Raw genomic sequence first — 26,600 nt, 5'->3', positions numbered from 1 at the left:
TAGCCGATTCGGCACCCACTGTCAGTGTCCGCCGCTAGCCTCTCTGAGGTGCCCGCTCGTATCACGGATCCCGATCAGCTCAAGGAGCTCCTCGGCATCCCGTTCACCCCGGAGCAGACGGCCTGCATCACCGCGCCGCCCGCCCCGCAGGTGATCGTGGCCGGCGCCGGTTCGGGCAAGACGACGGTGATGGCGGCCCGCGTGGTGTGGCTGGTCGGCACCGGACAGGTCGCCCCCGAACAGGTCCTCGGCCTCACCTTCACCAACAAGGCCGCCGGGGAACTCGCCGAACGCGTCCGCAAGGCGCTCATCAAGGCAGGCGTCGCCGACCCCGACGCCCACCCGTCACCCGACCACCACCCCCCAACGACAGCGCTGCGCGCTGACCCCTTCTGGTTGGACCCGGACAACCCTGCGGGCGAACCGGTGATCTCGACGTACCACGCCTTCGCGGGCCGCCTCCTGGCCAACCACGGACTGCGCATCGGCCTCGAACCGGCCTCCCGCCTGCTCGCCGACGCCACCCGCTACCAACTCGCCGCGCGCGTCCTGCGCGAGGCCCCGGGGCCCTACCCGGCCCTGACCCGCTCCTTCCCCGACCTGGTCGGGGACCTGCTCGCCCTCGACGCCGAACTCGCCGAACACCTCGTACGGCCCGAGGACCTGCGCGCGTACGACGCCGAACTGCTGGGCACCCTGCAAGGTGTCAAGCTCACCAACGCCGACCTGCGCAAGGTCCCCGAGGCCGCCGCCGCGCGCCGTGAACTCGCCGAGCTGGTGCTCCGCTACCGCGCCGCCAAGCGCGAGCGAGACCTGCTCGACTTCGGCGACCAGATCGCCCTGTCGGCCACCCTCGCCCGGCTTCCCGAAGTGGGCCGCATCCTGCGCGACGAGTTCCGCGTGGTGCTGCTCGACGAGTACCAGGACACCTCGGTCGCCCAACGCGTCCTCTTGGCGGGCCTGTTCGGCAGCGGCACAGGCCACCCGGTGACCGCCGTCGGCGACCCCTGCCAGGCGATCTACGGCTGGCGCGGAGCCTCCGTCGCCAACCTCGACGACTTCCCCGAGCACTTCGCCCGCGCCGACGGCCGCCCCGCCACCCGCCAGGCGCTCAGCGAGAACCGCCGCAGCGGCGGCCGTCTCCTCGACCTCGCCAACGGCCTCGCCGAGCCCCTGCGCGCGATGCACGCGGGCGTGGAGGCCCTCCGCCCGGCCCCCGGCGCCGAACGCGACGGCACGGTCCACTGCGCCCTGCTGCGCTCCCACGCCGAAGAGATCGACTGGGTCGCCGACTCCATCGCCCATCTCGTGCGAACCGGAAAGGCGCCCGGCGAGATCGCCGTCCTGTGCCGCACGGCGACCGACTTCGCCGAGATCCAGGGCGCGCTCGTCGCCCGCGACATCCCGGTCGAGGTCGTCGGCCTGTCCGGGCTGCTGCATCTGCCAGAGATCGCCGACCTGGTCGCGGTATGCGAAGTCCTCCAGGATCCCGGCGCCAACGCCTCCCTGGTCCGGCTGCTGACCGGCCCGCGCTGGCGGATCGGCCCGCGCGACCTAGCCCTCCTGGGCCGTCGCGCCCGGCTTCTCGTGTCGCACGCGCGCGTAGAGGCCGACGACGACCCGGACCGCAGGCTCGCCGAGGCGGTCGAGGGCGTCGACCCCTCCGAGGTGATCTCGCTCGCGGACGCCCTCGACACGTTCCTGGAGATGCCGATCGAGGCCCAGCGGGAAGACGATCGGCTGCCCTTCTCGCCGGACGCGCGCGTGCGCTTCGCCCGGCTCGCCGCCGAACTGCGCGATCTGCGCCGCTCCCTGTCCGACCCGCTGATGGACGTCCTGCACCGCGTCCTCGCCGTCACCGGCCTGGAGGTGGAACTCTCCGCGTCCCCGCACGCCCTGGCCGCACGCCGCCGAGAGACCCTGTCCAACTTCCTCGACATCGCCGCCTCGTTCGCCGCGGGCGACGGCGAGGCCACCCTGCTCGCCTTCCTCGGCTTCCTGCGCACCGCCGCGCAGTACGAGAAGGGCCTCGACAACGCACTCCCCGGCGGCGAGAACACCGTCAAGGTGCTCACCGCACACAAGTCCAAGGGCCTTGAGTGGGACGTCGTGGCCGTCCCCGGCCTGGTCACCGGCACCTTCCCCAGCACACAGGGCCGGGAGAAGTGGACCACGCAGAGCAAGGTGCTGCCGCACGACCTGCGCGGCGATACCGACACCCTGCCCGACGTGGAGGCATGGGACTCCCGAGGCCTGAAGGCATTCCAGGAGGCCATGAAGGACCACCAGCACACCGAGGAACTCCGCCTGGGGTACGTCACGTTCACCCGCCCCCGCTCCCTGCTCCTCGGCTCCGGCCACTGGTGGGGGCCCTCGCAGAAGAAGCCCCGCGGCCCGTCCGACTTCCTCCAGGCGCTGTACCGCCACTGCGCGGCCGGCCACGGCGAGATCGAGGCCTGGGCGGACGAACCCGCCGGGGACGAGGAGAACCCGGCCCTGCACCGGGCCACCGCCGACCAGGTCTGGCCCCTGCCCCTCGACGACATGGCCCTCGCCCGCCGCCGCGCGGCCGCCGAGACGGTCCTGGCGCACCTGGAAGACCTCGCCTCCCACACCGAAGGCCACGCGGCGGCCACGCACGACCCGGACACCTACGACGACCCGGACTGGCCGCCACCACCGGAGGACGACGAGATCCTGTACGACGAGGAGGACACCCTCTTCGAGGAGAACAGCCGCTTCGAGGAGGACCAGGGCGACTGGGATTCCTGGACCCCGGACCGCCCGACCGTCCCGCACCAGGCGGCGCCTCCGGACATCACCGAGCACACCGGCGACACGGAGCTCCCGCGCCTGCACCCCCGCCTCACGCCGGAGGAGGCCCGCACCATCGCCTCCTGGGACCGCGACCTCGACGCCCTCACCGGAGAACTCCTGCGCGCCCGGGAGGGCGGCACGGACGTACCCCTGCCGATGACCCTGACCGCGTCACAGCTGCTGCGCCTGGCCGCCGACCCCGACGGCTTCGCCCAGGAGCTGGCCCGCCCCATGCCGCGCCCGCCGCAGCCCGCCGCACGCCGCGGCACCCGCTTCCACGCCTGGGTCGAAGCCCGCTTCGAAGAGCTGACCCTGCCCATGCTTGACCCGGACGAGCTGCCCGGCAGCGAGGCCGAGATCGCCGACGAACGCGACCTGGAGGCACTCAAGGACGCCTTCGAGCGCACCGCGTACGCGCACCGCACGCCCTACCGCGTGGAGGCCCCCTTCCAGTTCGCGATCGCCGGCCGCGTGATCCGGGGCCGTATCGACGCCGTCTACAGGGAGGGCGACGGCGACGGGGCGTCGTACGAGATCGTCGACTGGAAGACCAGCCGCAGCCGCACCGCCGACCCCCTCCAGCTCGCCCTGTACCGGCTGGCCTGGGCCGAGCAGCAGGGCGTGCCCCTGGAGTCGGTCAGCGCCGCGTTCGTGTATGTGCGCAGTGGTGAGGTCGTACGGCAGCGAGATCTCCCGGACCGGGCCGCGCTGGAGCGGCTGCTGACGGAGGAGCCGTTGTGTGACGAACCGCCCAACGACGATGTCGGTGCGGGCCGATAGGCTCGTGACCATGAGCCAGTCCGTTGACAGTGCCGTCAGCGTCGTCCGCACGCACATCGAGCAGCACCGCGCCGCCTTCCTCGACGACCTCGCCGAGTGGCTGCGCATCCCGTCCGTTTCGGCGCAGCCCGACCACGAAGCGGATGTGCGCCGCAGCGCCGACTGGCTCGCCGCCAAGCTCAAAGAGACCGGCTTCCCCACGACCGAGGTGTGGGGGACACCCGGGGCGCCCGCCGTCTTCGCCGAGTGGCCCGCCGAGGCCCCCGAGGCGCCGACGGTCCTCGTCTACGGCCATCACGACGTCCAGCCCGCCGCCCGCGAGGACGGCTGGGACAGCGACCCCTTCGAGCCCGTCGTCCGCGAAAACCGCCTGTACGCGCGCGGGGCTGCCGACGACAAAGGCCAGGTGTTCTTCCACACACTCGGCGTCCGCGCCCACCTCGCCGCGACCGGCCGCACCGCCCCGGCCGTCAACCTGAAGCTGCTCATCGAGGGCGAGGAGGAGTCCGGCTCCCCGCACTTCCGAGCGCTCGTCGAGGCGCACGCGGGGCGGCTCGCCGCCGACGCCGTGATCGTCTCCGACACCGGCATGTGGGCCGAGGACACCCCCACCGTGTGCACCGGCATGCGCGGCCTCGCCGAGTGCGAGATCCAGTTCCACGGCCCCGACCAGGACATCCACTCCGGCGCCTTCGGCGGCGCCGTACCCAACCCGGCGACCGCCGCCGCCCGCCTCGTCGCCGCCCTGCACGACGAGCACGCGCGCGTGGCGATCCCCGGCTTCTACGACGGCATCGTCGAACTCACCGACCAGGAGCGGGAACTCTTCGCCGGACTGCCCTTCGACGAGGAGCAGTGGCTGCGCACGGCCAAGTCGTACGCCACTCAGGGCGAGGCCGGGCACACCACCCTGGAACGCATTTGGGCCCGCCCGACCGCCGAGGTCAACGGCATCGGTGGCGGCTACCAAGGCCCTGGCAGCAAGACGATCATCCCCTCGTCCGCCATGGTGAAGCTCTCCTTCCGGCTCGTCGCGGGCCAGGACCCCGACCGCGTCGAGCAGGCCGTCCGCGCCTGGGCGGCCGACCGGTTGCCCGCCGGCATCCGGCAGGAGATCACCTTCGCCGCCGCCACGCGCCCGTGCCTGACACCGCTGGACCACCCGGCCCTGCAGTGCGTCGTCCGCGCCATGGGCCGCGCCTTCGAAAGACCCGTGCGCTTCACGCGCACGGGCGGCTCGGGACCCGCCGCCGACCTCCAGGACGTCCTCGGCGTGCCCGTGCTCTTCCTGGGCATCTCCGTCCCGTCCGACGGCTGGCACGCCCCGAACGAGAAGGTCGAGCTGGATCTGCTCCTCAAAGGCGTCGAGACCAGCGCGTATCTGTGGGGCGACCTCGCGGAGAACTGGCGCCATGCTCCCTGAGCATGGCGCACCACCCAGCGATGTGCCCCGCGCGGGGCACACTGGAAAGGCCGCCCCGGACCGCCAAGCCGTCACCACCTGCCGCAGGTCCCGTCGAACCGCTCGCCGAAACAATCCGCTGCACCGGGGGAGTTGGAAGCACCCGTGACCACCTGGACCGACCACACCGCCGACCGACCCATCTCGCTCACCACCCCCAGCGGCATCGACCGCGCCGCCCACCACCGGCTCGACGAGGCCTGGCTCGCGGCGGCATGGAGCCACCCCACGACCCGCTGCTTCGTGGTCTCCGGCGGCCAGGTCCTCATCGACGAGACGTCCGACGGGCGCACCGAACTCGTCATGACCCCTTCCTTCGAAGCCCCCCTCACCGAGGCACACCGCTACTTCCTCGGCACCGACGAGGACGGCGTCAGCTACTTCGCCCTCCAGAAGGACGCCCTGCCCGGCCGGATCGACCAGTCCGCGCGCGCGGCCGGCCTGCGCGAGGCGGGCCTGCTGCTGTCACCCCGCGACACGGGCCTGATGGTGCACGCGGTCGGCCTGGAGAACTGGCAGCGCACCCACCGCTTCTGCTCCCGCTGCGGCGAGCGCACGGTCATCGCGGCGGCCGGCCACATCCGCCGCTGCCCGGCCTGTGGCGCCGAGCACTATCCGCGCACCGACCCGGCCGTGATCATGGCCGTCACCGATGAAGAGGACCGCATCCTGCTCGGCCGCCAGGTCCACTGGCCCGAGGGCCGCTTCTCCACGCTCGCCGGCTTCGTCGAGCCCGGCGAGTCCATCGAGCAGTCCGTGCGCCGCGAGGTCTTCGAAGAGGCCGGCATCACCGTCGGACAGGTCGAGTACGTCGCCAGCCAGCCCTGGCCCTTCCCGTCCAGCCTGATGCTCGGCTTCCTGGCCCGCGCCACCACGACCGGCATCGAGGTCGACGGCGATGAGATCCACGAGGCCCGCTGGTTCTCCCGCGACGAACTGCGCGCCGCCTTCGACTCCGGCGAAGTGCTCCCGCCGTACGGCATTTCGATCGCGGCCCGCCTCATCGAAATCTGGTACGGCAAGCCCCTGCCGACGCGCAGCACGTTCTGACGTGGTGGAGGGGCGGCTCCCGAGGCACCTCGGAAACCGCCCCTCCGCCACGCGATTACGCGCCGATCTTCTGCTTGACCTGGGCCAGCGAAGGGTTGGTGAGCGTCGAGCCGTCGGAGAACAGCAAAGTGGGAACTGTCTGATTCCCGCCGTTCGCCTTCTCCACGAGCGCCGCGGACTCCGGGTCATGCTCGATGTTGATCTCGTTGTACGCGATGCCCTCACGGTCCAGCTGGCTCTTCAGCCGGCGGCAGTAGCCGCACCACGTGGTGCTGTACATCGTCACAGTGCCCGACATGTGTCTCGCGCTCCTCGGCGGTTCGGGGGACGGGTGGGTTGCAGAGAGGGAACGTACGCGACGGCGCCGCCATTCCCGCGGGGGGTATCGGTCCGCACGTGGCTCGTGCCGCATTAGTACGACTGCGGGTGCCTGCCTGTGGACAACCGGCTCACCCGTCTCCGGTGACCTGGCAGCATGGCCGTGTGACAGCAGCAACGCACTCCACGCTCTTCCCGCAGGTACCGGATTCGGCCGACGCGGTGCTCGCAGGGCTCGACCCCGAGCAGCGCGAGGTGGCCACCGCCCTGCGGGGCCCGGTGTGCGTGCTGGCGGGGGCCGGCACGGGCAAGACACGGGCGATCACCCATCGCATCGCCTATGGGGTGCGCGCCGGAATCCTTCAGTCCTCCAGCGTGCTCGCCGTCACCTTCACCAACCGTGCCGCAGGGGAGATGCGCGGCCGGCTGCGCCAGCTCGGCGCCGCCGGAGTCCAGGCCCGCACCTTCCACTCGGCCGCCCTGCGTCAGCTCCAGTACTTCTGGCCGAAAGCGATCGGCGGCGCCATGCCACGGCTCGTCGACCGCAAGATCCAGCTGGTCGCCGACGCGGCCGCCGCGTGCAGCATCCGCCTCGACCGGGGCGAGCTGCGCGACGTCACCGCCGAGATCGAGTGGTCCAAGGTCACCCAGACCGTCCCCGCCGACTACGCGGCCGCCGCCGCCAAGTCCGGCCGCGAGATCCCCCGTCATCCGGCCGAGATCGCCCAGCTCTACTCCGCCTACGAGGACATCAAGCGCAGCCGTGCCGTCATCGACTTCGAGGACGTCCTGCTGCTGACCGTCGCAGTCCTCCAGGACCGGCACGACATCGCCGAGCAGGTCCGCGCCCAGTACCAGCACTTCGTGGTCGACGAGTACCAGGACGTCAGCCCGCTCCAACAGCGCCTGCTGGAGCTGTGGCTCGGCGACCGGGAGAACCTGTGCGTGGTCGGCGACGCCAGCCAGACGATCTATTCGTTCACGGGAGCAACCCCGGACCATCTGCTCGACTTCCGCGCACGTCACCCGGGCGCCACGGTGGTCAAGCTGGTCCGTGACTACCGATCCACCCCGCAGGTCGTCCACCTGGCCAACGGCCTGCTCGCCCAGGCCCGCGGGCGAGCGGCCGACCACCGTCTGGAGCTGATCTCCCAGCGTGCTGCCGGCCCCGAGCCCGGGTACACCCAGTACGACGACGAGCCCGCCGAGGCAGAGGGCGCCGCGCGCCGCATCCGAGAGCTCATCGACGCCGGTGTCCCGGCGAGCGAGATCGCGATCCTGTTCCGTACGAACTCCCAGTCCGAGACCTATGAACAGGCTCTCGCCGACGCCGGGGTGCCCTACCAACTGCGGGGCGCCGAGCGGTTCTTCGACCGGCCCGAGGTCCGCAAGGCGGGCATCGCCCTACGGGGCGCGGCCCGTTTCGGCGGCAACGACTCTCTGCTCGACGACGCGGTCGACCTCCCCTCCCAGGTGCGTGCCGTGCTCTCCGGGGAGGGCTGGACGCCGCAGCCCCCGGCCGGATCCGGTGCCGTCAGAGAGCGGTGGGAGTCCCTGGCCGCCCTGGTGAACCTGGCGGTGGACTTCGCCGCCGCCAGCCCCCGCGCCACCCTCGGCGATCTTGTCGCGGAGCTCGACGAACGGGCGAACGCCCAGCACGCGCCGACCGTACAGGGCGTCACGCTCGCCTCCCTGCACTCGGCCAAGGGCCTGGAGTGGGACGTCGTGTTTCTGGTGGGCGTCGCCGACGGCATGATGCCGATCACCTATGCGAAGACGGAGGAGCAGATCGAGGAGGAGCGCCGGCTCCTCTATGTCGGCGTGACCCGTGCTCGGGAACAGCTCCATGTTTCCTGGGCGCTGTCCCGCTCGCCCGGTGGCCGTCCGAATCGCAAGCCGAGCCCCTTCCTCGACGGGTTGCGTCCCGGTTCGACCACCACCGCCGGCCGTGCCGCGACAGGTGGTGCCGGAGGCGTCGAGCGCGGCTTCCCCGCCAGCGCACCGGCGGTCGCGCAGAGACGCAGACAGCGCAGCCCGGCCCGCTGCCGCGTCTGCGGACGTACCCTCACCGACGCCGGCGAGATGAAGCTGATGCGCTGCGAGGACTGCCCCTCCGACATGGACGAGGGCCTTTACGAGCGGTTGCGCGAATGGCGTGCGGAACAGGCACAGCGCAGCGGCCAGCCGGCGTTCTGCGTCTTCACCGACAAGACGCTGATGGCCATCGCCGAGGCCGTGCCCGACGACGACGGTGAGTTGGCACGCATCCCGGGCGTGGGCGCACGCAAGCTCAACCGCTACGGCGCCGATGTGCTGGCCATCTGCGCAGGCCGGGAGGGACCGGGAGCGGAAGACGAGGGCTGATGCGAACTCGTCGAAAAAATAGTTTGCGCATGCCCCAGCAATCCCCATAGGTTCTTAGCCACGGGGACGGAGGCCTTCTCGGAGGCCCCGATTCCGTGTTGTACTTGCATTTCCGTCGGACTGGCTCACCCCCAGTCCCCTGAGACGCCGAGAGGAGGCGAGTCCAGTGATCAGCATCAACACCAGCTCCACCAGCACCGTGAAAATGACCGATCGCTCGGTCGTCGCCTCCCTGTGCATGCTCGGCGCCTCCATCGAGGACACCGGTCTGTCCGGCATTCGTGCCGCGCGTTCGGCGTCCTCCGTCTCTCCTGCGGGCCTTCCCGTCCGTGAGCGCAATGAGCGACCGACCAAGGCACTGGAAGCGGCAGTAGTGGCACAGGCCAATGCCTATGCCTTTACGGCGACCGGTGCCGGATTCCGGAAGCAGACGACGCAGCACCACCTGATGTGGGCCTTCCGTGGGCCAAAACCCTGGAGTGATCCAGCCTGATTGATCAGGCCGGCGCCTTCAGGGCCGCGGAACCCCATCCGGGATCCGCGGCCCTTCTGTTTGTCCCCGACCGGGGACGGCAGAGCGAAGGGGCCTCGGGACAAGAAAAGAACCCGGTACCAGCCGACCGTCGGCCCAACAGGGCCGGACCGACCAGACGAGGAAGACGAACCGTGCAACTCGAAGCGCACGCCCCGTCCGTACCGCCTTCCGACACGATCCCCAAGCCCGGCCCCACGGAGGACTTCACCTTGACCCCGCTCACCGCGCTCACCGCGCTCGACGACGCCATCGAGAACCTCGGCGTGCCCGTCCCCTGCCGTTCCTACGACCCGGAGGTCTTCTTCGCCGAGTCGCCGGCGGACGTCGAGTACGCCAAGTCCCTCTGCCGCACCTGCCCGTTGATCGAGGCCTGCCTCGCCGGCGCCAAGGAGCGGCGTGAGCCCTGGGGCGTCTGGGGTGGCGAGCTGTTCATCCAGGGTGTCGTCGTCGCCCGGAAGCGGCCGCGTGGCCGCCCGCGCAAGAACCCGGTCACGGCATGAACACCGCAGGAACGATCGACCGCCCCCTCACGAACGACCCCAAGAAGCAGGCCCCGATGAAGCCGTCCACCAACGAGCCAGCCGGCTCCGCGACCGAAGACGTCACCAGCACCGGCGCGATCGACTCGCGTCAGAACAGGACCCGAGAGATGCAACTCATCCCAGAAGCCATGGCCCGTGCGCATATGCACGAGCGACTGCACGAGGCCGAGCGGGAACGCCAGGCCGTGCGCCTGGCGGCCGCTCGTCGGATGCAGCGCCGGGCGGAGCGCGCGTCGATGCGCGCCCGCCGTGCGCTCGCCATGGCCGTCATGCAGTGATCGAGAACACCTGAAGCGGTGGCCTCCCGAACAGGGAGGCGAGAGCTTTCCCGTGGGGGCCGGTCCGTCCGAACGGACCGGCCCCCGCGGTGCGTTGTGCCCGCTGATCCACCGGCCACGGCGATATCGTCACCGGGTGACGAGTCTTCCCGGAGGCAGTGACAACGGCGGCGCGGGCGCGGAGCCGACCTCCCTCGTGTGCGCCCGCTGCGGCACCCGTGCCGCGGGTCCCCAGCCCACCTGGACCTGCTCCGTGGAGAACGGCACCCGCCGCTACTTCTGCGACGCCTGCTCCCGGGAAAACCTCAGAGCCATCGAGGGGCGCCTGGACTCGGCCTGGTGGTGAGCCCGGCTCACGCCTCCGCCGCCGACTCCTCCTCGTCCAGCACCTCTTGCGGCACGAACCCCGGCAGCCACTCCTCCAGTTCCTCGCGCAGTCGCACCGTCGCCCCCAGCTGGCACAGCACGCCGATCGTGCTGAGGGTCACCCGGTGTATGAGGAGATACGCCGGAGGAAGGTTGAGCTGCTTGCCCAGTTGGTGGGCGGGGGAGCGGGGGTCGGCGACGCGGGCCGCCTGGCTGCGCATCCAGCCGCGAGTGAAGGTGAACTCGTCCACGCGGGCCGGTTCGATGATCGGCAGAAGGTAGTCGAGGACCGCGTCAGGGTCCAGGTCTATCGATTCCTTGACGAAGCCTTCCGTGCACAGCAGTTCGTAGACGGCGTCCGCCTCGCTGTCGAGGGTCATGCGCAAGGAGTCGCCGATGGGGGTCGGCAGTCCGCCCGGGAGGCGATCGACGGTGCCGAAGTCAAGCACCCCCAGACGCCAGTCGCCCTCGCCGTCGGGGCCGCCGGGCAGGAGCCGGAAGTTGCCCGGGTGCGGGTCGGCATGCAGCAGGCCGGTGCGGGCCGGGCCGGAGAAGAGGAAGCGGGCCAGGAGCTGCCCGGCACGGTCGCGCTGCTCCTGGGTGCCGTCCGAGATGATCTCCGACATCGGGATGCCGTCGATCCACTCGGTGATCAGGACCTGCTCGCACTGGTGGACCACCTCGGGCACCGTGACGTCCGGGTCGTCCGCGAACTCCTCGGCGTGGGCCTGCTGGGCCTGGGCCTCCAGGTCGTAGTCCAGTTCCTCCGAGACCCGGTCGCGTAGCTCCGCGATCAGAGGCTTGATGTCCATGCCCGGGATGAGTGGGCCCAGCAGGCGGGCGAAACGGCTCAGTTGGTTCAGATCGGACAGGAGGGCTTCGCCGGCGCCCGGGTACTGCACCTTGACCGCCACCTCGCGGCCGTCATGCCACACTCCCCGGTGCACCTGGCCGATCGACGCTGCCGCGGAGGGCTTGTCCTCGAACTCAAGGAACAGGTCGTGCCAGTCCTCGCCGAGCCGTTCCGAGAGCACGGCGTGCACGGTGCGCGTCGGCATCGGCGGGGCCGCGTCCTGCAGCTTGGTCAGCGCCGCCCGGTAGGGGCCGGCGACCTCTTCGGGCAGCGCGGACTCGAAGACGGACAGAGCCTGCCCGAACTTCATCGCCCCGCCTTTGAGCTCGCCGAGGACCTTGAACAGCTGCTCCGCTGTGCGCTGTTGCAGTTCGCGGCCGACGATCTCCGCGGACTCGCCGACGATCCGTTTGCCGAGACCCCAGGTGGCCCGCCCGGCGAAGCCGAGCGGGAGTGCGGCGAGCTTGGCGGTCCGGGTGACCGCCTTCCGGGGAAGATCAGACATGCGCCCTCCAGGTCCCAGCCAGCCGCGCCGCGTGTGTCGTACGGCGAAACTCCTTCGACGGTTGTTGCTCTGCCATTGTCTCGTGTGAGTCCTCGTCCTCCGAGGAGTGTTCCCCCTTAGCTTTCTCCGCGGCGCCGCAGGAGCATGCGGGATGGGCCCAGATCGGCCGCGCATGCCAGTGGAGGCCGGGCAGGGACGTCTCCCAGCGGGCGCCGGCGGTCGACGGCAGATGGCCGTCCAGGAAGGTGAGCGCATGCGTGGCCGCGAGCCCGGCGACCGTGGTGGCCAGTGCGAGATCGCAGGGGCCCACCTGCCGTTGTTTCCCCGAGCGCCACTGGGCCACCAGTCGCGGCCAGGCCGGATCGCGGTCCGTGCGGCCCTCGTGCAGACAGCCCGCGCAGCTGGTCTCCCCGGGCAGGACGAGGGGGCCGACCACGCCGGTTCCCTCCACGACACCGGCGTACAGATGAGGCGTACCGGAGGTGGTCAGCGGCTCGGCGGTGGCGGGGACGGGCGCGTGCACGCCGACGTCGTCCCGTGGAGCGAGCACGACCAGGGAGAATCCCGGGTCGGGGTCCTGCAGCGGGGACTGCGGGCCGTGGCGTGGCGGGCGGTCCGGCGCCGCCCGGCGTACGGCCCGCCCGGCCGCTTCGGTCCTCCGGTCGCCGATCGACTCGGCGGGCAGCCCACCCGGTGCGATGTCCCACGGCTCCACGGTGCCGCCGTCGAGCACGTCCACCTCGCCGACGCCGGCGCCGGACAGCAGGGAGGCGAGAACCGCTCCCACCCGGCCCGCGCCCCGCACCTGGACCCGCAGGGAGCGGCGGGCAGCCAGCTGCCGCATCGCGTCGCCCGGCGCGGAGGTGGTCAGGGTCAGGGAGGCCAGGTCGGGACGGAGCCGGTCGAGGACGTCCTTCTTCCCGCGCAGCGCTTCCGCGGCCGGGCCGCCGCCTGTTGCGTCGTCGATGAGGCCGGAGCGCGCCAGCTGCTCCACCAGCACGTCGACATGACCGTCAGGCAGATCCATCCGCCGCCCCTCTTCGCGCAGCAGCGGGAGCCCGCGCGCGCCGTTGAGCAGATCGAGAAAGCTTCCCGTCGCCGTGTCCATCGGACCCAGCGTCATCGCGTGCGCCGGTGTCATCCCGAACTGCACGGTGTTGAGGTCGCGCCAGCCGCGCCTGAGCGCGGGCTTCACCATCGGATGCATGTCGGCCCCCGTAGCCCCGTGAAAGATCCCGGATATCCCGGTCATCTCTTGAAATGACTGGGCATCGTGGGATATCTATCAACATCCCCAGATATCCCCTTACATCCCTGTTTGCCGCTGGAGCGTGTTGCTCCGTCGACGAATGTCAGCATGCCCGCCCGCGTCACCGGACGCCGAAAGTTGTCCACAGGCCGTGGGTATTCTTCGTACAAATCAGGCGCCGTGCGGGGGATCGGAATCGAACCGTCCCGGAGTCAAGACTTCCCCCATGTGCAGCGGGTAACGTCGGGGCGTGTCCGCCGACCCACTGCACCGCGCCGGAACTCCACAGCGCAGCACGACGAGCCCGCCGCCGAGCGGCTCGGGGGCGAGCGCGATCGAAGTGCGCCGGAGCGCCCGCAGACGGAGGACGGTTTCCGCGTACCGCGAGGGCGATCGCACCGTGGTGCTCATCCCCGCCCGCATGTCCGAGGCGGAGGAGCAGCGCTGGGTGAGCGTCATGCTCGACAAGCTCGCCGCCCAGGAGAGCAAGCGGCAGCTGGGCGACGCCGACCTCGCCGAGCGGGCGGAGCGGCTCTCGGACCAGTACTTCGGCGGTCGGGCCCAGCCCACGTCAGTGCGGTGGGTCACCAACCAGAACACGCGCTGGGGCTCGTGCACCCCGGCCGAGAGCAGCATCCGGCTCTCGCACCGGCTGCAGGGCATGCCCGAGTACGTCGTCGACTACGTCCTGCTTCATGAGCTGGCGCATCTGCTTGTGCCCGGACACGGGCCCCGGTTCTGGCGTCTGCTGGAGGCGTACCCGCGGACCGAGCGGGCCCGTGGCTATCTCGAAGGGGTGGTCGCCGCCGACCGGCTGCCCCATCTGCCCGGCGCGCGCAGTGAGTGACCGCAGCTCCTGACGGCGCCCGAAGCGCCGTCGACGAGTGATTGTGTACCGGATTTGTACCGACCTCGTCCGGTGTCCGAGTTTGCAGTTAGCCTGGCGCGACGCAAAACACATTCGGGATGGGGGACGGTCGTTACGCATGGCCAGGGAATTCCAACGCGGCCACAAGGCCAAGATCAGTGACCTCACCGCGGGCACGGATCTGTACGTAGGTGTGCAGATCTCGGGCCCCGGGCTGACCTTCGACATCAGCTGTTTCGGCCTCGACGCCGACGAACGGCTCTCGGACGACGGGTACTTCGTCTTCTTCAACCAACCGAAGTCCCCCGAGGAGTCCATCCAACTGCTGGGGGCGCAGGCCGGCGACACGGAGTCCTTCCGGGTCACGCTCGACAGGATCCCGCCGCAGATCCAGAAGCTGTCCTTCACTGCGACGCTCGACGGCGCGGGTCAGATGTCGCAGATCGCTCCCGGATACATCCGCATCGTCGCCGGTGGCGAGGAAGTGGCCCGCTACTCCTTCAACGGCTCGGAGTTCTCCACCGAACGGGCCGTGATGCTGGGTGACTTCTACCTGAAGGACGTCTGGCGGTTCGCCGCGGTCGGCCAGGGCTTCGACGGTGGTCTCGACGCGCTGCTGAAGAACTTCGGCGGCGAGGTCCTTGAGGAGGAGACGCCCGAGCCACAGGCCCAGGCCGGCGCCACTCCCGGTTTCGCTCCGCCCGGGCAGGCCGCCGCGCCGCCCGCCTTCGGAGTCCCGTCCAGCCCCGACCCCGCCCCCGCACCGACCCCGGCGCCTCCGGTACCGCAGCCCGCCGCGCAGGGCTTCGCGCCCCCGCCCGCGGCCACTCCGCCGGCCGCGCCCCAGCCCCCGGCGCCCGCACCCTCCGTGCACCCCGCGCCCACCGTCGTCGCCCCGATGACACCGCCCGGCGGCGCCGAGGTGCCACCTCAGGCCCCCGCCCCCGCCCCCGCCCCCGCGCCCTACGGACAGCCGCCCGGCCAGCAGCAGCCGCCGTACGGCCAGCCCCCTGGCCAGTCCGCCCCGCTGCCGCCCGGCTATGCCCAGCCGCAGGCACCGCAGGCACCGCAGGCACCGCAGGCACCGCAGGCACCCACGCCCCCGCCCGGCTACGCTCAGCCGACCCCGCCCCCGGGCTACGGACAGCAGCCGCAGTTCGGGCAGGCCCCCGGCCAGCAGGCAGCCTCGTACGGCGCTCCCCAGGGGACCCCGCAGGCTCCCGGTGTCGCCGCCGCGCTCCAGCCGTTCAAGGAGACGCCCACCGGGCAGCGCTGGACGCAGCAGAACAAGAAGATGGTCCGCGTCGACCTCGGCGTCGGCGGTCAGCCCGTGCTGGCCCGGCAGGGCAGCATGGTGCTCTACCAGGGCAAGGTCGACTTCAGCTACAAGGGCGCGGGCTTCGCCGGCCGTATCGCGGGCAGCGCGACCGGCCAGGAGATGCAGCTGATGCGCTGTACCGGCCAGGGCCAGGTGTTCCTCGCCGAGAACTCCGCGATGCTGCACCCCATCGAGCTCCAGGGCGACGGCATCTGCGTCTCCGCCGAGAGCGTCCTCGCCTTCGACGAGAGCCTCCAGTACGAGATCCGCCGCATCGAGGGGCACGGCATCCCCGGAGGCGCGCTGTTCACGATGCAGTTCACCGGTACCGGCACGATCATCGTGAAGACGCACGGCACGCCCGTGGTGCTGCCGGTCACGCCCACGACGTTCGCGGACTGCAACGCCGTGGTCGCCTGGTCGGCGGCCTCCCAGGTGGTCGTCTCCAGCCAGGTCCGCATGCGCCGCAACGCCTACCCCGGCGACACGGGAGAGAGCATCAATCTCCAGTTCCGCGGCGTGCCCGGCAACTTCATCGTCGTCCAGCCGTACGAGATCTGAGGGAGAGCCCGTCATGAACCAGCCGCTCGCGGGCTACGCCCCCGCACCCGTCACCGCCCGCATGGAGAACCACGGCGACCACATGCTGAAGGTCGCCATGCAGACCGGAAACGACCTCCTCGCGCGCGTGGGGTCGATGGTCGCCTACGAAGGGTTCGTCCAGTACGAGCCCAACCCGCCCGCCGTCCGTCAGATCGCCCGTGACTGGGCCACCGGCGAGGGCGCACCCCTGATGAAGTGCTCCGGCGACGGCCTGCTCTACCTGGCCGACTACGGCGCCAACGTCGTCGTGATCAACCTCAACGGCGACGGGATCTCCGTCAACGCGACCAACCTGCTCGCCTTCGACGCCCACCTCTCCTGGAGTGTCGAACGGGTCAAGGGGCTGGCGAAGTTCGCCGGGCAGGGCCTGTGGAACACCAAGATCTCCGGGCAGGGCTGGGTCGCGCTGACCTCCCGGGGCAAGCCGATCGTCGTCGACTGCGGCGGGGGCGAGGACGAGACGTACGTCGACCCCGACGCGCTCGTCGCCTGGTCCCCGAACCTCAAGGTGAAGGGCAAGCGCAGCTTCAAGGCGCAGTCGCTCATCGGCCGGGGCAGCGGCGAGGCCTTCCAGATGGCCTTCTCCGGCCAGGGCATCGTCGTCGTCCAGCCGAGCGAGGACAGCACCGACCGTCTCCGGATCCGGGGCTGAGGGGGAGCACCACCATGCAGAGTCCACTTTTCGCGTACAACGACCAGCAGACCCAGGAGCGTTGGAGCCTGCAGAACAAGCAGATGCTCCGCGTCGCCGTGGACGGTCACGAGGACCTCCTCGCCCGCAAGGGCACCATGGTTGCCTACCAGGGGCTCGTCGAGTTCGACGCCGAGTACCAGAGCCGCAGTCGGGGACGCGCGCGTGCGCGCACCGGCGAGGGCCTGAGCCTGATGCGCTGCCACGGGCAGGGCACGGTCTACCTCGCCAACCTCGCGCAGCATGTCCATGTGATGGAGGTGGACCACGAGGGGCTGACCGTCGACAGCAGCTACGTCCTCGCCATGGACTCCTCGCTGCACCACGAGGTCATCGCCGTCGACAGCCTTTACGGAATTTCCGGCTCCGGGAAGTACCAGCTCAACATCACCGGCCGCGGCAAGGTCGCGCTGATGACCTCGGGCGCCCCGCTGATGATGCAGGTGACCCCCGACAGGTACGTCAACTGCGACGCCGACGCCATCGTCGCCTGGTCGACCGCCCTGCGCGTGCAGATGCAGGCCCAGACGCACTCCTCCGGGATCTGGCGGCGCCGCGGCAACACCGGTGAGGGCTGGGAACTCAGCTTCATGGGCAGCGGCTACGCGCTCGTCCAGCCCAGCGAGCTGCTGCCGCCGCAGAACGCCCAGATCGGTTCGGGTGCCGCCGCGCAGTTCGGCATGGGGCAGCAGGGGTCGCGGGGGCAGAACCGAGGCAACGTCTGGAACTGACCGGTAAGGGGTGACCGCAAGGGCTGTCACCCCTTACCCGTTCAGAGCCTGGCGCGGGTCGCTTCCAGCAGTCGTACGACCGACTCGTCCGCTACGGTCGCCACCTCGGCGTAGGCGAACCAGCGCAGGTCGAGCGACTCGTCGCTGATCGCCTCCACGGCTCCGGCCGGAGCCACCGCCGTGTACTGGACGTCGAGGTGCCAGGCGCAGGGCGTGTGATGGCGGTCCAGGCGCACAGGACCCCCGGGCAGCAGGGCCAGGCCCGCCACCCCCGACTCCTCGGTCGCCTCGCGCAGGGCGGCAGCCGCCAGCGTCTCGTCGGCCGGTTCGCAGTGGCCGCCCATTTGGAGCCACATGCGCAACTTCTTGTGGAGCGTCAGCAGTACGCGCTCGCGCGACGGGTCGATCACCATGGCGCTCGCCGTGATGTGCCCGTCCTTGCAGGCCTTCCACATGCCGTCCGGATGCGCCGCGAGGTGTTCCAGGTAGGCCTGGCGCAGCTCCTCCTGGTCCTCGTACCCCTTCAGGACGAGGACCGCGTCGTCGTACAGGCTCACTCGGTGTCGTCGCCCTCGCCCTTGTCCCGCTTCTTGAGGTCGGGCTTGTCCGCTGCCTCGCCGAGCATCTTGTCCAGCTCGGAGAAGTCGAGCTGCTCGCGGTGCACGAAGCCGTCCGGGTCGTCCAGGTCGGACGCGGTCGGCAGCATGTCCGGGTGGGCCCACAGGGCGTCGCGGCCGTCCACCCCGCGCGCGTCGGTGAGCGAGGCCCACAGACGCGACGCGTCGCGCAGCCGGCGCGGACGCAGCTCCAGACCGATCAGCGTGGCGAACGTCTGCTCGGCCGGGCCGCCTGAAGCACGGCGGCGGCGCAGCGTCTCACGCAGCGCGTCGGCGGACGACAGACGGGGTTTCGCGGCGGCGTGCACCACCGCGTCCACCCAGCCCTCGACGAGCGCCAGAGCCGTCTCCAGACGGGCCAGGGCGGCCTTCTGCTCGGGCGTGTCCTCCGGCTGGAACATGCCCTGCTGGAGGGCGTCCTGCAGCTGCTCGGGGTTCTGCGGGTCGAACTGGCCGACCACGTCCTCCAGCTTGGCGGTGTCGACCTTGATCCCGCGCGCGTACCCGTCGACTGCGCCGAACAGGTGCGAGCGCAGCCACGGCACGTGCGCGAAGAGGCGCTGGTGGGCGGCTTCGCGCAGGGCGAGATACAGCCGCACCTCCTCCTTCGGCACACCGAGGTCCTTGCCCAGCGCCTCGATGTTCAACGGCAGCAGCGCGGCCTTGCCGGCCGGGCCGAGCGGCAGGCCGATGTCGGTCGAGCCGACGACCTCGCCCGCGAGCACGCCGACGGCCTGCCCGATCTGCGTGCCGAACATGGCGCCGCCCATGGAACGCATCATGCCGATCAGCGGGCCCGCCATGGCCTGCATCTCCTCCGGCAGGACGTCGCCCATGGCCGCGCCGACGCGCTCGGCGACCGGGTCGACGAGCTCCCGCCACGCCGGCAGGGTCGCCTCGACCCACTCCGCGCGGCTCCACGCCACGGCGGTGCCCGCGCCGGACGGCAGCGATGTCACGTCGTCGAGCCACAGGTCGGCCAGACGGACGGCCTCCTGGACCGCGGTGCGCTCGGCGGGGCCGACGCTTGCGTCCTTGACGCCGTCCGACGTGCCCTGGGAGACCGTCTGGCGGGCGATCTGCTTGGCCATGTCCCAGTTCACCGGCCCGCCCTCGTACGAGAGCATCTGGCCGAGCTGCTGGAACGCGGCGCCCAGGTCGGGGGGGTTCAGCGAGCCGAACATGGCCGCGAACGGATTGTCCGCGCCGGGGCCTGAAGCTCCGGGCAGCCCGCCGAAACCGAACGGGTTGGCCGGGCCCTGACCACCGCCGCTCTGCTGGTCCTTCTTCTTGCCCTCGTCGCCGTCTTCCGGCTCCTCCGGCGGAAGGCCGAATCCGAATGGGGTGTCACTCACGGGATTCCTCGGCTGTTAAGGCCACCGGTTGGCTCCGGCGGCACGACTGCCCGATAACACCACCCAGCGTAGACACCCGGGGCCGTTCGGGCCTCGGTGCTCCGCCGACTCTTCGCCTGCGGCAGGATGGATGCACCTGGTACGCACGCGTCGCTCGCGTTCGTACTGAAGACAACCGCTGGAGACGCCCGGTGAGTTCCCCAGATCCACAGGTTCGCGCAGCGCGAAACCACTCAACCACGCCTGCGTCCGCTCTGCGCGGACCCGTCGTCGCGATCACCGGTGCCGCCTCCGGCATCGGTGCGCTGCTCACCGAGCGGCTCGCCGTGTCCGAGGAGGTCAAGCAGGTCATCGCGATCGACGAGCGGCGCGGTGAGTGCGCGGGGGCGCAGTGGCACATCCTCGACGTGCGGGACCCCGTGATCGCGGACAAGCTGCGGGGCGCGGACGTGGTGGTGCATCTGGCGCTCGACCTGGATCTGGAGACGGATCCCGCGGCCCGTACGGCGTACAACGTCCGGGGGACGCAGACCGTGCTGACCGCGGCCGCGGCGGCCGGGGTGCACCGGGTGGTGGTGTGTACCTCGGCGATGGTCTACGGGGCGCTGCCGGACAACGAGCTGCCGTTGTCCGAGGACGCGGAGTTGCGGGCCACGGCCGAGGCCACCGGGGTCGGGGACCTGCTGGAGGTCGAGCGGCTCGCGCGCCGGGCTCCGCGGGCGCATCCGGGACTCAATGTCACCGTCGTCCGGCCCGCGGTGCTGGTCGGGGGCACCGACACCGCGCTGACCAGGTACTTCGAATCGCCTCGGCTGCTCGTCGTCGCCGGGTCCCGGCCCGCCTGGCAGTTCTGCCACGTCGAGGATCTGTGCAGTGCTCTGGAGTACGCCGTCCTGGAGAAGGCCGACGGGGAGCTGGCCGTCGGATGTGACGGCTGGCTGGAGCAGGAGGAGGTCGAGGAGCTGACCGGGATCCGGCGAATGGAGCTCCCGTCCGCGGTCGCGCTGGGCGCTGCCGCTCGGCTGCACCGGATCGGCCTCACGCCGTCCCCGGCGGGAGATCTGGCCTACACGATGTATCCGTGGGTGGTGAGCGGAAGCCGGCTGCATGACGCCGGGTGGCGGCCGCGGTGGACCAATGAGGAGGTCCTTGCGGAGCTGCTGGAGGAGGTCTCCGGGCGGCACACGGTCGCCGGGCGGCGGCTGGGGCGCAAGGACGCGACTGCGGCGGGTGCGGCGGGTGCGACGGTGGCGTTGTTGGGCGCGGCGGCTGTGGTGCGGCGGGCGCGGAAGGCGCGGCGTCGGGTTTAGGCGGGTGGGTGCGGCCGGAGCGGGTGTCCTGTAGGGGGCTCCGAAGCTCTGCGTGCGCGTGCCTGGTGAACGTTCTGTTCCGGGTTGTCAGTGGTGTGGGGCACGATGGAGACATGGCACCCACATACGATCACCCCGGCGAGCAGGCCGCTCACGATCCCATCAAGCTGATCGCCATCCGGGAGACGGCCCTCTCCCTCGACGAGGTGTTCAAGGCCGTCGGGGACGACGCCGCTGGCGGGACCGCTCTGTTCGTCGGGACCGTGCGGAATCACGACGGGGGTGCCGATGTCGATGCGCTCGGCTACTCGTGCCATCCCAGTGCCGAGGCCGAGATGCGGCGGATCGCCGAGAAGGTCGCCGCCGCGTTCCCGGTGCGCGCGCTCGCGGCCGTGCATCGGGTGGGCGACCTCGCGGTGGGGGACCTCGCCGTCGTCGTCGCCGTGTCCTGCCCGCACCGGGGTGAGGCCTTCGAGGCGTGCCGAAAGCTCATCGACGACCTCAAGCACGAGGTGCCGATCTGGAAGCACCAGAAGTTCTCGGACGGCACCGAAGACTGGGTCGGCGCGTAGCGCTGTCGTTGAGGGGTGGTGGTCGGGTGACGGGAGGGCGGGTCGGCGCCTGCTGACCGAGCCTCGCCGCCCTTCCGGTTGCGTAACCCGACCCCCGGCGTGAGCGTTGTCCGTGCAGCTGGTTAATCTGCTGATCAGTCAGTTGCGGTCGCTCATGGGGATGGGAGGACGGCATGGCGGCGCTCGCCTGGTTGCTGATTCCGCTTGTAGCTGCGATCGGTGCCGGCCTGTGGGGCAGTTGGGCCAACCGGACCCGGAGGACGCGGGGTGACGGCCCAGAGCTCGACGGGTACGCGCGCTTCCGCGAGGCCATGGAGAAGCCCCGCACCCGTACGTGACCGGGGGTGGCCGCCCGGACGGACGGCCCGGAAGGTCCGCTCACAGCAGCGTCCCGTACTGTCGTTCCATGCCACGCCGCACTGCGACGATGCTCGCCTCCACCCTGATGCTGATAGCGCTCCTGTGCGCCGGGGTCTTCATCAACGTGCCGTACTCGGAGATGTCGCCGGGGCCGACGGTGAACACGCTCGGGGACCACGACGGCGAGCCGGTGCTGCAGATCGACGGGCGGAAGACGTATCCGACGAGCGGGCATCTGAACATGACCACGGTGCGCGTCACCAGCGCCGACTACCGGATGAACCTCGTCGAGGCGGTCTACGGCTGGCTCACGCGCGACAACGCGGTCGTGCCGCACGACACGGTCTACCCGGACGGCCAGACCGAGGAGGAGTCCACCCAGGAGAACGCCGAGGAGTTCAGCCAGTCCCAGGAGAGCGCCAAGGTCGCCGCCCTGGAGGCGCTGGACATCCCGGTGGAGTCCTGGGTGATCGTCTCGACCGTCCTGAAGGACTCCCCGGCCGAGGGCAAGCTGCACGCCGGCGATGTGATCAAGGCCGTCGACGGTACGACCGTGAAGGAGCCCGAGGACGTCGCCGAACTGGTGACCAAGCACAAGCCCGGTGAGGACGTCGACTTCACCATCGTGCCCGCCGAGGAGCAGGCCGCCGCGGAGAAGGAACAGCGGGAGGCGACCAAGACCGAGGAGGTCACCATCCGGACCGCGAAGTCCGACGACGCCGGCGAGGAGCGCGCCATCGTCGGGATCTCCGCCGGGACCGACCACACCTTCCCGTTCACCATCGACATCAAGCTCGCCGACGTCGGCGGACCGAGCGCCGGCCTGATGTTCGCGCTCGGCATCTACGACAAGCTCACGCCGGGCAGCCTCACCGGCGGGTCGTTCGTCGCCGGGACGGGCACCATCGACGACGACGGCGAGGTCGGCCCGATCGGCGGCGTCGAGTTGAAGACCGTCGCCGCGCGCGACAAGGGCGCCCAGTACTTCATGACGCCCGCCGACAACTGCGAGGCCGCCGCCGACGACACCCCCGATGGCCTCACCCTGGTCAAGGTGAAGACCCTCGACGACGCCCTCGGCGCCCTTGAGGACATCCGCAGCGGCGACACCGCCGACCTGCCGACGTGCACCGCGAAGTAGCCGCCCGGGCCATTCCTCGAAGCCCAAGCCAATCCTCGAAGCCCAAGCCATTCCTCGGAGCGAGCCAATCCTCGAAGCGAGCTACTCCTCGAATCCCGGAGCTACTCCTCGAACGTGGCCGCCAGCGCCTGCGCCAGCCCCGGCACCAGCTCGGAACCGGTGAGGACCTCCGTGGGCGTGTCCTTCTCGCGCAGCCTCAGGGCCGATTCGCGTGACCCCTCCCGCAGGACGGCGACCGTCATACGGACCTCCTGGCGCTCCGGGTGGTCGGCGACCCACCGGGTGAGCTTCTTCTCGCTCATGCCCTCCGGGACGGACGCTTCGGCGGACGGCGGCAGCATCAGGCGTTCCACGCTGAGCGCGCAGCCGACCACCGCGTCGGGCCAGGCGATGGTGCCGAGGAACTCGTCGAGCGGCTTGCCCGTCGGAACCTCGTCCTGCTCGATCGGGGTGAGACCGGAGGTCTCCTGCTCATCCCCCAGACCGAGCCGGTCCGCCAGCGAGGGCTGTTCGGCCCGCAACCGGGCGGTGTCTACGAGGGCGAAGAGGCGCGCGGGCTGGTCCCAGCCGAGTCCGGACACGTACTCGTCGATCTCGAGTACGGCCCGGGTCAGGGGGCTCGCTGCCATGGGAGTGTTGGACATGGTCACAATCCTGCCTCGTTCACAGCCCACAGCCGGAATCGGGAACCGAGTAAAGCGTGAGTAAGTTGCATAGGTGAGGGCCTACGATCACGGGGCCCTTCGGACGGCCCGCGGACTCGGGGGCCCGACAGACCAACAGCGAACTTCGAGGTGCACACCTTGGCTTTCCAGATGCCGGACCGCGGCGGAGGCCCGACGGGGCCACGGATCAGAGTGGGCCGCCCGTCCCGGCGGGTCCGGACCCTCCTCATGACGCTGGGCGTCCTTGCCGTACTCGGCATGGCGTTCACCATGTTCGCGGGTTTCTGGACCGACTGGCTCTGGTACCGGTCGGTGCACTATTCGTCCGTGTTCACGACCACGCTGTGGACCAAGATCGGGCTGTTCTCCGTCTTCGGTCTGCTGATGGCCCTCGCGGTCGGCTTCAACATCTGGCTGGCCCACCGGCTGCGCCCGCCGCTGAGCGCCATGTCGATGGAGCAGCAGAACCTCGACCGCTACCGCATGGGCATCGCGCCGTACAAGAAGTGGCTGCTGTTCGGCATCACCTCCCTGATCGGCCTGATCGCGGGCGCTTCGGCGTCAGGGCAGTGGCGGACCTGGCTGATGTGGGTCAACGGCGTGCCGTTCAACGAGAAGGACCCGCAGTTCCATCTCGACGTCTCCTTCTACGCCTTCGACCTGCCCTGGTACCGCTTCCTGCTCGGCTTCGGCTTCGCCGCCGCGATCCTCTCCGCGATCGCCGCCGCGCTCACGCACTACCTCTACGGCGGGCTGCGCATCACCAGCCCGGGTGCGCGCGCCACCTCCGCGGCCACCGGGCATCTGTCGGTGCTCATCGGCAGCTTCGTCGCCCTGAAGGCGGTCGCGTACTGGCTCGACCGGTACAGCCTCGCGGTCAAGTCCAGCGACTTCAAGGCGACCGACAACTGGACGGGCCTGAGGTACGTCGACGCGAACGCCTATCTGCCCGCCAAGACGATCCTGTTCTGCATCGCCGTGATCTGCGCGCTGCTGTTCTTCGCCACCCTGTGGCGGCGTACCTGGCAGCTGCCCCTGATCGGCTTCGGCCTGATGGTGCTGTCGGCGATCCTCATCGGCGGTCTGTACCCGGCGATCGTCCAGCAGTTCCAGGTTCAGCCCAACGAGCAGGCCAAGGAAGCGCCGTACGTCGAGAAGAACCTTGAGGCGACGCGCAAGGCCTACGGCATCGACGACACCAAGGTCACCGACTACAGCGGTGTGAGCCAGACCGAGGACGCGACCAAGCTGCGGGACGACGTGGACTCCACGGCGAGCATCCGCATCATGGACCCGAACGTCGTCTCGCCCACGTACCAGCAGCTCCAGCAGATCCGGAACTACTACGCGTTCCCGACCAACCTGGACGTCGACCGCTACAGCGAGAACGGTCAGGACCAGGACACGGTCATCGGTCTGCGTGAGCTGAACCTCAACGGCATTCCGAAGAACAACTGGATCAACGACCACTTCCGCTACACCCACGGGTACGGCGTGGTCGCCGCCAAGGGCACCGAGGTCGACTCCGAGGGCCGCCCGGTGTTCACGGAGTCCAACCTGCCGTCCGAAGGCGACCTGGGGACGTATGAGCAGCGGATCTACTACGGCGAGAGGACCAACACGTACTCGATCGTCGGCGGTCCGCAGAAGGAGATCGACTACTCCGACGACAGCGGCGAGAAGACGTACAGTTATGAGGGCGACAGCGGCGTCAATCTCGACAATCCGGTCAACCGGGCCGCGTATGCGCTGACGTTCAGTGAGCCGCAGATCCTCTATTCCGGCGCGATCGGCGAGGGCTCGCGGATTCTGTACAACCGCACGCCCAAGGAACGCGTCGAGGCGGTGGCGCCGTGGCTCACCATCGACGGCGACGCCTACCCGGCGGTCGTGAACGGCAAGATCCAGTGGATCGTCGACGCGTACACGACGACGAACGGCTACCCGTACTCGTCCCGTACGACCCTCGGTTCCTCGACAGCCGACTCGCTGACCGCCACCAACAACCAGCGTGCGGTGGTGGCCCAGCAGAACCAGGTCAACTACATCCGCAACTCGGTGAAGGCGACCGTCGACGCGTACACCGGTGAGGTCAAGCTCTACCAGTGGGACACCCAGGACCCGGTCCTGAAGACCTGGATGAAGGCCTTCCCGGACACGGTGGAGCCCAGGAGCGCGATCTCCAAGGAGCTGATGGCCCATCTCCGGTACCCGCAGGACCTGTTCAAGGTCCAGCGCGAGCTGCTGACCCGCTACCACGTGGAGGACGCGGACACGTTCCTCAGCGGCAGCGAGGTGTGGCAGGTGCCGGACGACCCGACCAACAACTCGGGCGACGCGGTGCCGCCGTACTACCAGAGCCTGAAGATGCCCGACCAGGAGGCGCAGGCGTTCTCGCTGACGACGACGCTGACGCCCAACGGGCGGGACAACCTCAGCGCGTTCATGGCGGTCGACGCCGAAGCGGGCACCAGCGACTACGGCAAGATCAGAATCCTGAAACTGCCGACGAGCACGACTGTCGACGGACCCAAACAGGTGCAGAGCCAGTTCAACTCCGAACAGGACATCGCCGAGTCCATCAGGCTGCTCAGAGGCGGCGACTCCGAAGTCGAGTACGGCAATCTGCTGACCGTGCCACTGGACGGGGGGCTGTTGTACGTCGAACCTGTCTACGTCCGTGGTGGCGGACTCAAATACCCACTGCTGCGCAAGGTGTTGGTGACCTACAACGGCAATACCGCCTTCGAGGACACTCTCGACGAGGCCCTCGACAAGGTCTTCGGAGCAGAGGCCGCGACGACCGAGCCACCACCGGACGACGCCGATACGCCACCGCCGCCGTCGTCGTCCACCAACCCGACGGTCCAAGAGGCGTTGAACGACGCCCAGGAGGCCTTCGACGCCGGCCAGGAAGCCCTGACGAAGGGTGACTGGGAGGCGTACGGACGGGCGCAGGACGACCTCCAAGAGGCGCTCCGGCGGGCCGAGGAGGCGCAGGCGCAGGCCGACAGCAACAGCGGCGGGAACAGCGGGGCCAGTCCCAGCCCCAGCGGCAGCCCGAGCGGCAGTCCCAGTCCGAGCGGGAGCCCGGACAGCAGTTGATCGAGACCGCCCCGCGCCGTGGTACGGTTGCCGAACAACGGCGCGGGGTGGAGCAGCTCGGTAGCTCGCTGGGCTCATAACCCAGAGGTCGCAGGTTCAAATCCTGTCCCCGCTACTGATGGCGAAGGCCCGGATCCTGAAAGGG

Annotated in this window: 22 protein-coding genes and 1 tRNA gene; 17 read left to right on the top strand and 6 right to left on the bottom strand. The window is 70.2% G+C overall.

Translation table 11 applies throughout. The features are described 5' to 3' along the window. The first annotated feature begins 48 nt into the window (after positions 1–48). The 3 genes from GFH49_RS38705 (at position 49) to nudC (ending at position 6,109) form a co-directional block, all read left to right on the top strand. On the top strand, positions 49–3,597 hold the full coding sequence (locus tag GFH49_RS38705; protein WP_155060735.1) for an ATP-dependent helicase: 3,549 nt from the start codon (positions 49–51) through the stop codon (positions 3,595–3,597). A gap of 10 nt (positions 3,598–3,607) precedes the next feature. Continuing rightward, positions 3,608–5,020 carry a dipeptidase gene (locus GFH49_RS38700; RefSeq protein WP_155060734.1) on the top strand — a complete coding sequence of 471 codons (1,413 nt, stop codon included), beginning with the start codon at positions 3,608–3,610 and terminating at the stop codon, positions 5,018–5,020. 144 nt (positions 5,021–5,164) lie between these two features. Then, positions 5,165–6,109 (top strand): NAD(+) diphosphatase, encoded by a 945-nt coding sequence (gene nudC / locus GFH49_RS38695; protein WP_155060733.1) that lies wholly within the window; start codon positions 5,165–5,167, stop codon positions 6,107–6,109. A gap of 55 nt (positions 6,110–6,164) precedes the next feature. On the opposite strand, the gene GFH49_RS38690 is transcribed toward nudC, so the two are convergent. Beyond that, entirely contained in the window at positions 6,165–6,407 is a 243-nt protein-coding gene (locus GFH49_RS38690) for a mycoredoxin (RefSeq protein ID WP_155060732.1), read from the bottom strand. Between the two features lie 185 nt (positions 6,408–6,592). Between GFH49_RS38690 and GFH49_RS38685 the strand changes: the two genes are divergently transcribed. From GFH49_RS38685 to GFH49_RS38665, 5 genes are all read left to right on the top strand, one after another. Next, complete coding sequence (locus GFH49_RS38685) at positions 6,593–8,791, top strand: ATP-dependent DNA helicase UvrD2 (RefSeq protein WP_196218287.1); 2,199 nt, start codon at positions 6,593–6,595, stop codon at positions 8,789–8,791. Positions 8,792–8,957: 166 nt separating this feature from the next. Next, entirely contained in the window at positions 8,958–9,284 is a 327-nt protein-coding gene (locus GFH49_RS38680) for a hypothetical protein (protein WP_155060731.1), read from the top strand. Between the two features lie 173 nt (positions 9,285–9,457). After that, positions 9,458–9,826, top strand: coding sequence for a WhiB family transcriptional regulator (locus tag GFH49_RS38675; RefSeq protein ID WP_155060730.1), 369 nt, complete (start codon positions 9,458–9,460; stop codon positions 9,824–9,826). Then, a complete protein-coding gene (locus tag GFH49_RS38670; protein WP_155060729.1) occupies positions 9,823–10,146 on the top strand; it encodes a putative WhiB-interacting protein in 324 nt (107 codons plus the stop codon). Before GFH49_RS38675 ends, GFH49_RS38670 begins: the two co-directional genes overlap by 4 nt. Before the next feature lie 136 nt (positions 10,147–10,282). Further along, the gene (locus GFH49_RS38665; protein ID WP_155060728.1) at positions 10,283–10,492 is read left to right on the top strand and encodes a hypothetical protein; all 210 of its coding nucleotides are present in this window, start codon (positions 10,283–10,285) and stop codon (positions 10,490–10,492) included. A 7-nt stretch (positions 10,493–10,499) separates the two neighbouring features. Here GFH49_RS38665 and GFH49_RS38660 read toward each other — a convergent pair whose 3' ends face one another. After that, positions 10,500–11,870 carry an ABC1 kinase family protein gene (locus GFH49_RS38660; protein WP_155060727.1) on the bottom strand — a complete coding sequence of 457 codons (1,371 nt, stop codon included), beginning with the start codon at positions 11,868–11,870 and terminating at the stop codon, positions 10,500–10,502. Continuing rightward, entirely contained in the window at positions 11,863–13,077 is a 1,215-nt protein-coding gene (locus GFH49_RS38655; protein WP_155060726.1) for a ThiF family adenylyltransferase, read from the bottom strand. The genes GFH49_RS38660 and GFH49_RS38655 overlap by 8 nt, the downstream gene beginning before the upstream one ends. A gap of 292 nt (positions 13,078–13,369) precedes the next feature. On the opposite strand from GFH49_RS38655, the gene GFH49_RS38650 reads away from it, so the two are divergent. The 4 genes from GFH49_RS38650 (at position 13,370) to GFH49_RS38635 (ending at position 17,330) form a co-directional block, all read left to right on the top strand. Then, entirely contained in the window at positions 13,370–13,966 is a 597-nt protein-coding gene (locus GFH49_RS38650) for a M48 metallopeptidase family protein (protein ID WP_155060725.1), read from the top strand. A gap of 139 nt (positions 13,967–14,105) precedes the next feature. Further along, positions 14,106–15,866: a TerD family protein gene (locus tag GFH49_RS38645; protein WP_155060724.1), complete on the top strand. Its 1,761-nt coding sequence runs from the start codon at positions 14,106–14,108 to the stop codon at positions 15,864–15,866. A 13-nt stretch (positions 15,867–15,879) separates the two neighbouring features. After that, positions 15,880–16,560: an AIM24 family protein gene (locus GFH49_RS38640; protein ID WP_155060723.1), complete on the top strand. Its 681-nt coding sequence runs from the start codon at positions 15,880–15,882 to the stop codon at positions 16,558–16,560. Between the two features lie 14 nt (positions 16,561–16,574). Then, entirely contained in the window at positions 16,575–17,330 is a 756-nt protein-coding gene (locus GFH49_RS38635) for an AIM24 family protein (RefSeq protein WP_155060722.1), read from the top strand. Positions 17,331–17,371: 41 nt separating this feature from the next. Here GFH49_RS38635 and GFH49_RS38630 read toward each other — a convergent pair whose 3' ends face one another. Both GFH49_RS38630 and GFH49_RS38625 read right to left on the bottom strand, forming a co-directional pair. After that, a complete protein-coding gene (locus tag GFH49_RS38630; RefSeq protein WP_155060721.1) occupies positions 17,372–17,887 on the bottom strand; it encodes an NUDIX hydrolase in 516 nt (171 codons plus the stop codon). After that, positions 17,884–19,302: a zinc-dependent metalloprotease gene (locus GFH49_RS38625; protein ID WP_155060720.1), complete on the bottom strand. Its 1,419-nt coding sequence runs from the start codon at positions 19,300–19,302 to the stop codon at positions 17,884–17,886. Before GFH49_RS38625 ends, GFH49_RS38630 begins: the two co-directional genes overlap by 4 nt. Before the next feature lie 191 nt (positions 19,303–19,493). Here GFH49_RS38625 and GFH49_RS38620 point away from each other — a divergent pair, with 191 nt between their 5' ends. From GFH49_RS38620 to GFH49_RS38610, 3 genes are all read left to right on the top strand, one after another. Continuing rightward, positions 19,494–20,612, top strand: coding sequence for an SDR family oxidoreductase (locus GFH49_RS38620; RefSeq protein WP_155060719.1), 1,119 nt, complete (start codon positions 19,494–19,496; stop codon positions 20,610–20,612). Positions 20,613–20,725: 113 nt separating this feature from the next. Then, entirely contained in the window at positions 20,726–21,184 is a 459-nt protein-coding gene (locus GFH49_RS38615) for a molybdenum cofactor biosynthesis protein MoaE (RefSeq protein ID WP_155060718.1), read from the top strand. 406 nt (positions 21,185–21,590) lie between these two features. Continuing rightward, on the top strand, positions 21,591–22,685 hold the full coding sequence (locus GFH49_RS38610) for a YlbL family protein (protein WP_155060717.1): 1,095 nt from the start codon (positions 21,591–21,593) through the stop codon (positions 22,683–22,685). A gap of 101 nt (positions 22,686–22,786) precedes the next feature. On the opposite strand, the gene GFH49_RS38605 is transcribed toward GFH49_RS38610, so the two are convergent. Then, positions 22,787–23,329, bottom strand: a complete 543-nt coding sequence (locus GFH49_RS38605) for a PPA1309 family protein (protein ID WP_155060716.1) — start codon at positions 23,327–23,329, stop codon at positions 22,787–22,789. A gap of 171 nt (positions 23,330–23,500) precedes the next feature. On the opposite strand from GFH49_RS38605, the gene GFH49_RS38600 reads away from it, so the two are divergent. Then, entirely contained in the window at positions 23,501–26,455 is a 2,955-nt protein-coding gene (locus tag GFH49_RS38600; protein ID WP_155060822.1) for a UPF0182 family membrane protein, read from the top strand. A 41-nt stretch (positions 26,456–26,496) separates the two neighbouring features. Further along, positions 26,497–26,570 (top strand) — tRNA-Met (locus GFH49_RS38595). Positions 26,571–26,600 lie beyond the last annotated feature (30 nt).

Source organism: Streptomyces blattellae (assembly GCF_009709555.1).
In the GTDB taxonomy this organism is placed as follows: Bacteria; Actinomycetota; Actinomycetes; order Streptomycetales; family Streptomycetaceae; genus Streptomyces; species Streptomyces blattellae.
This window is presented reverse-complemented; position numbering and strand designations above follow the sequence as displayed.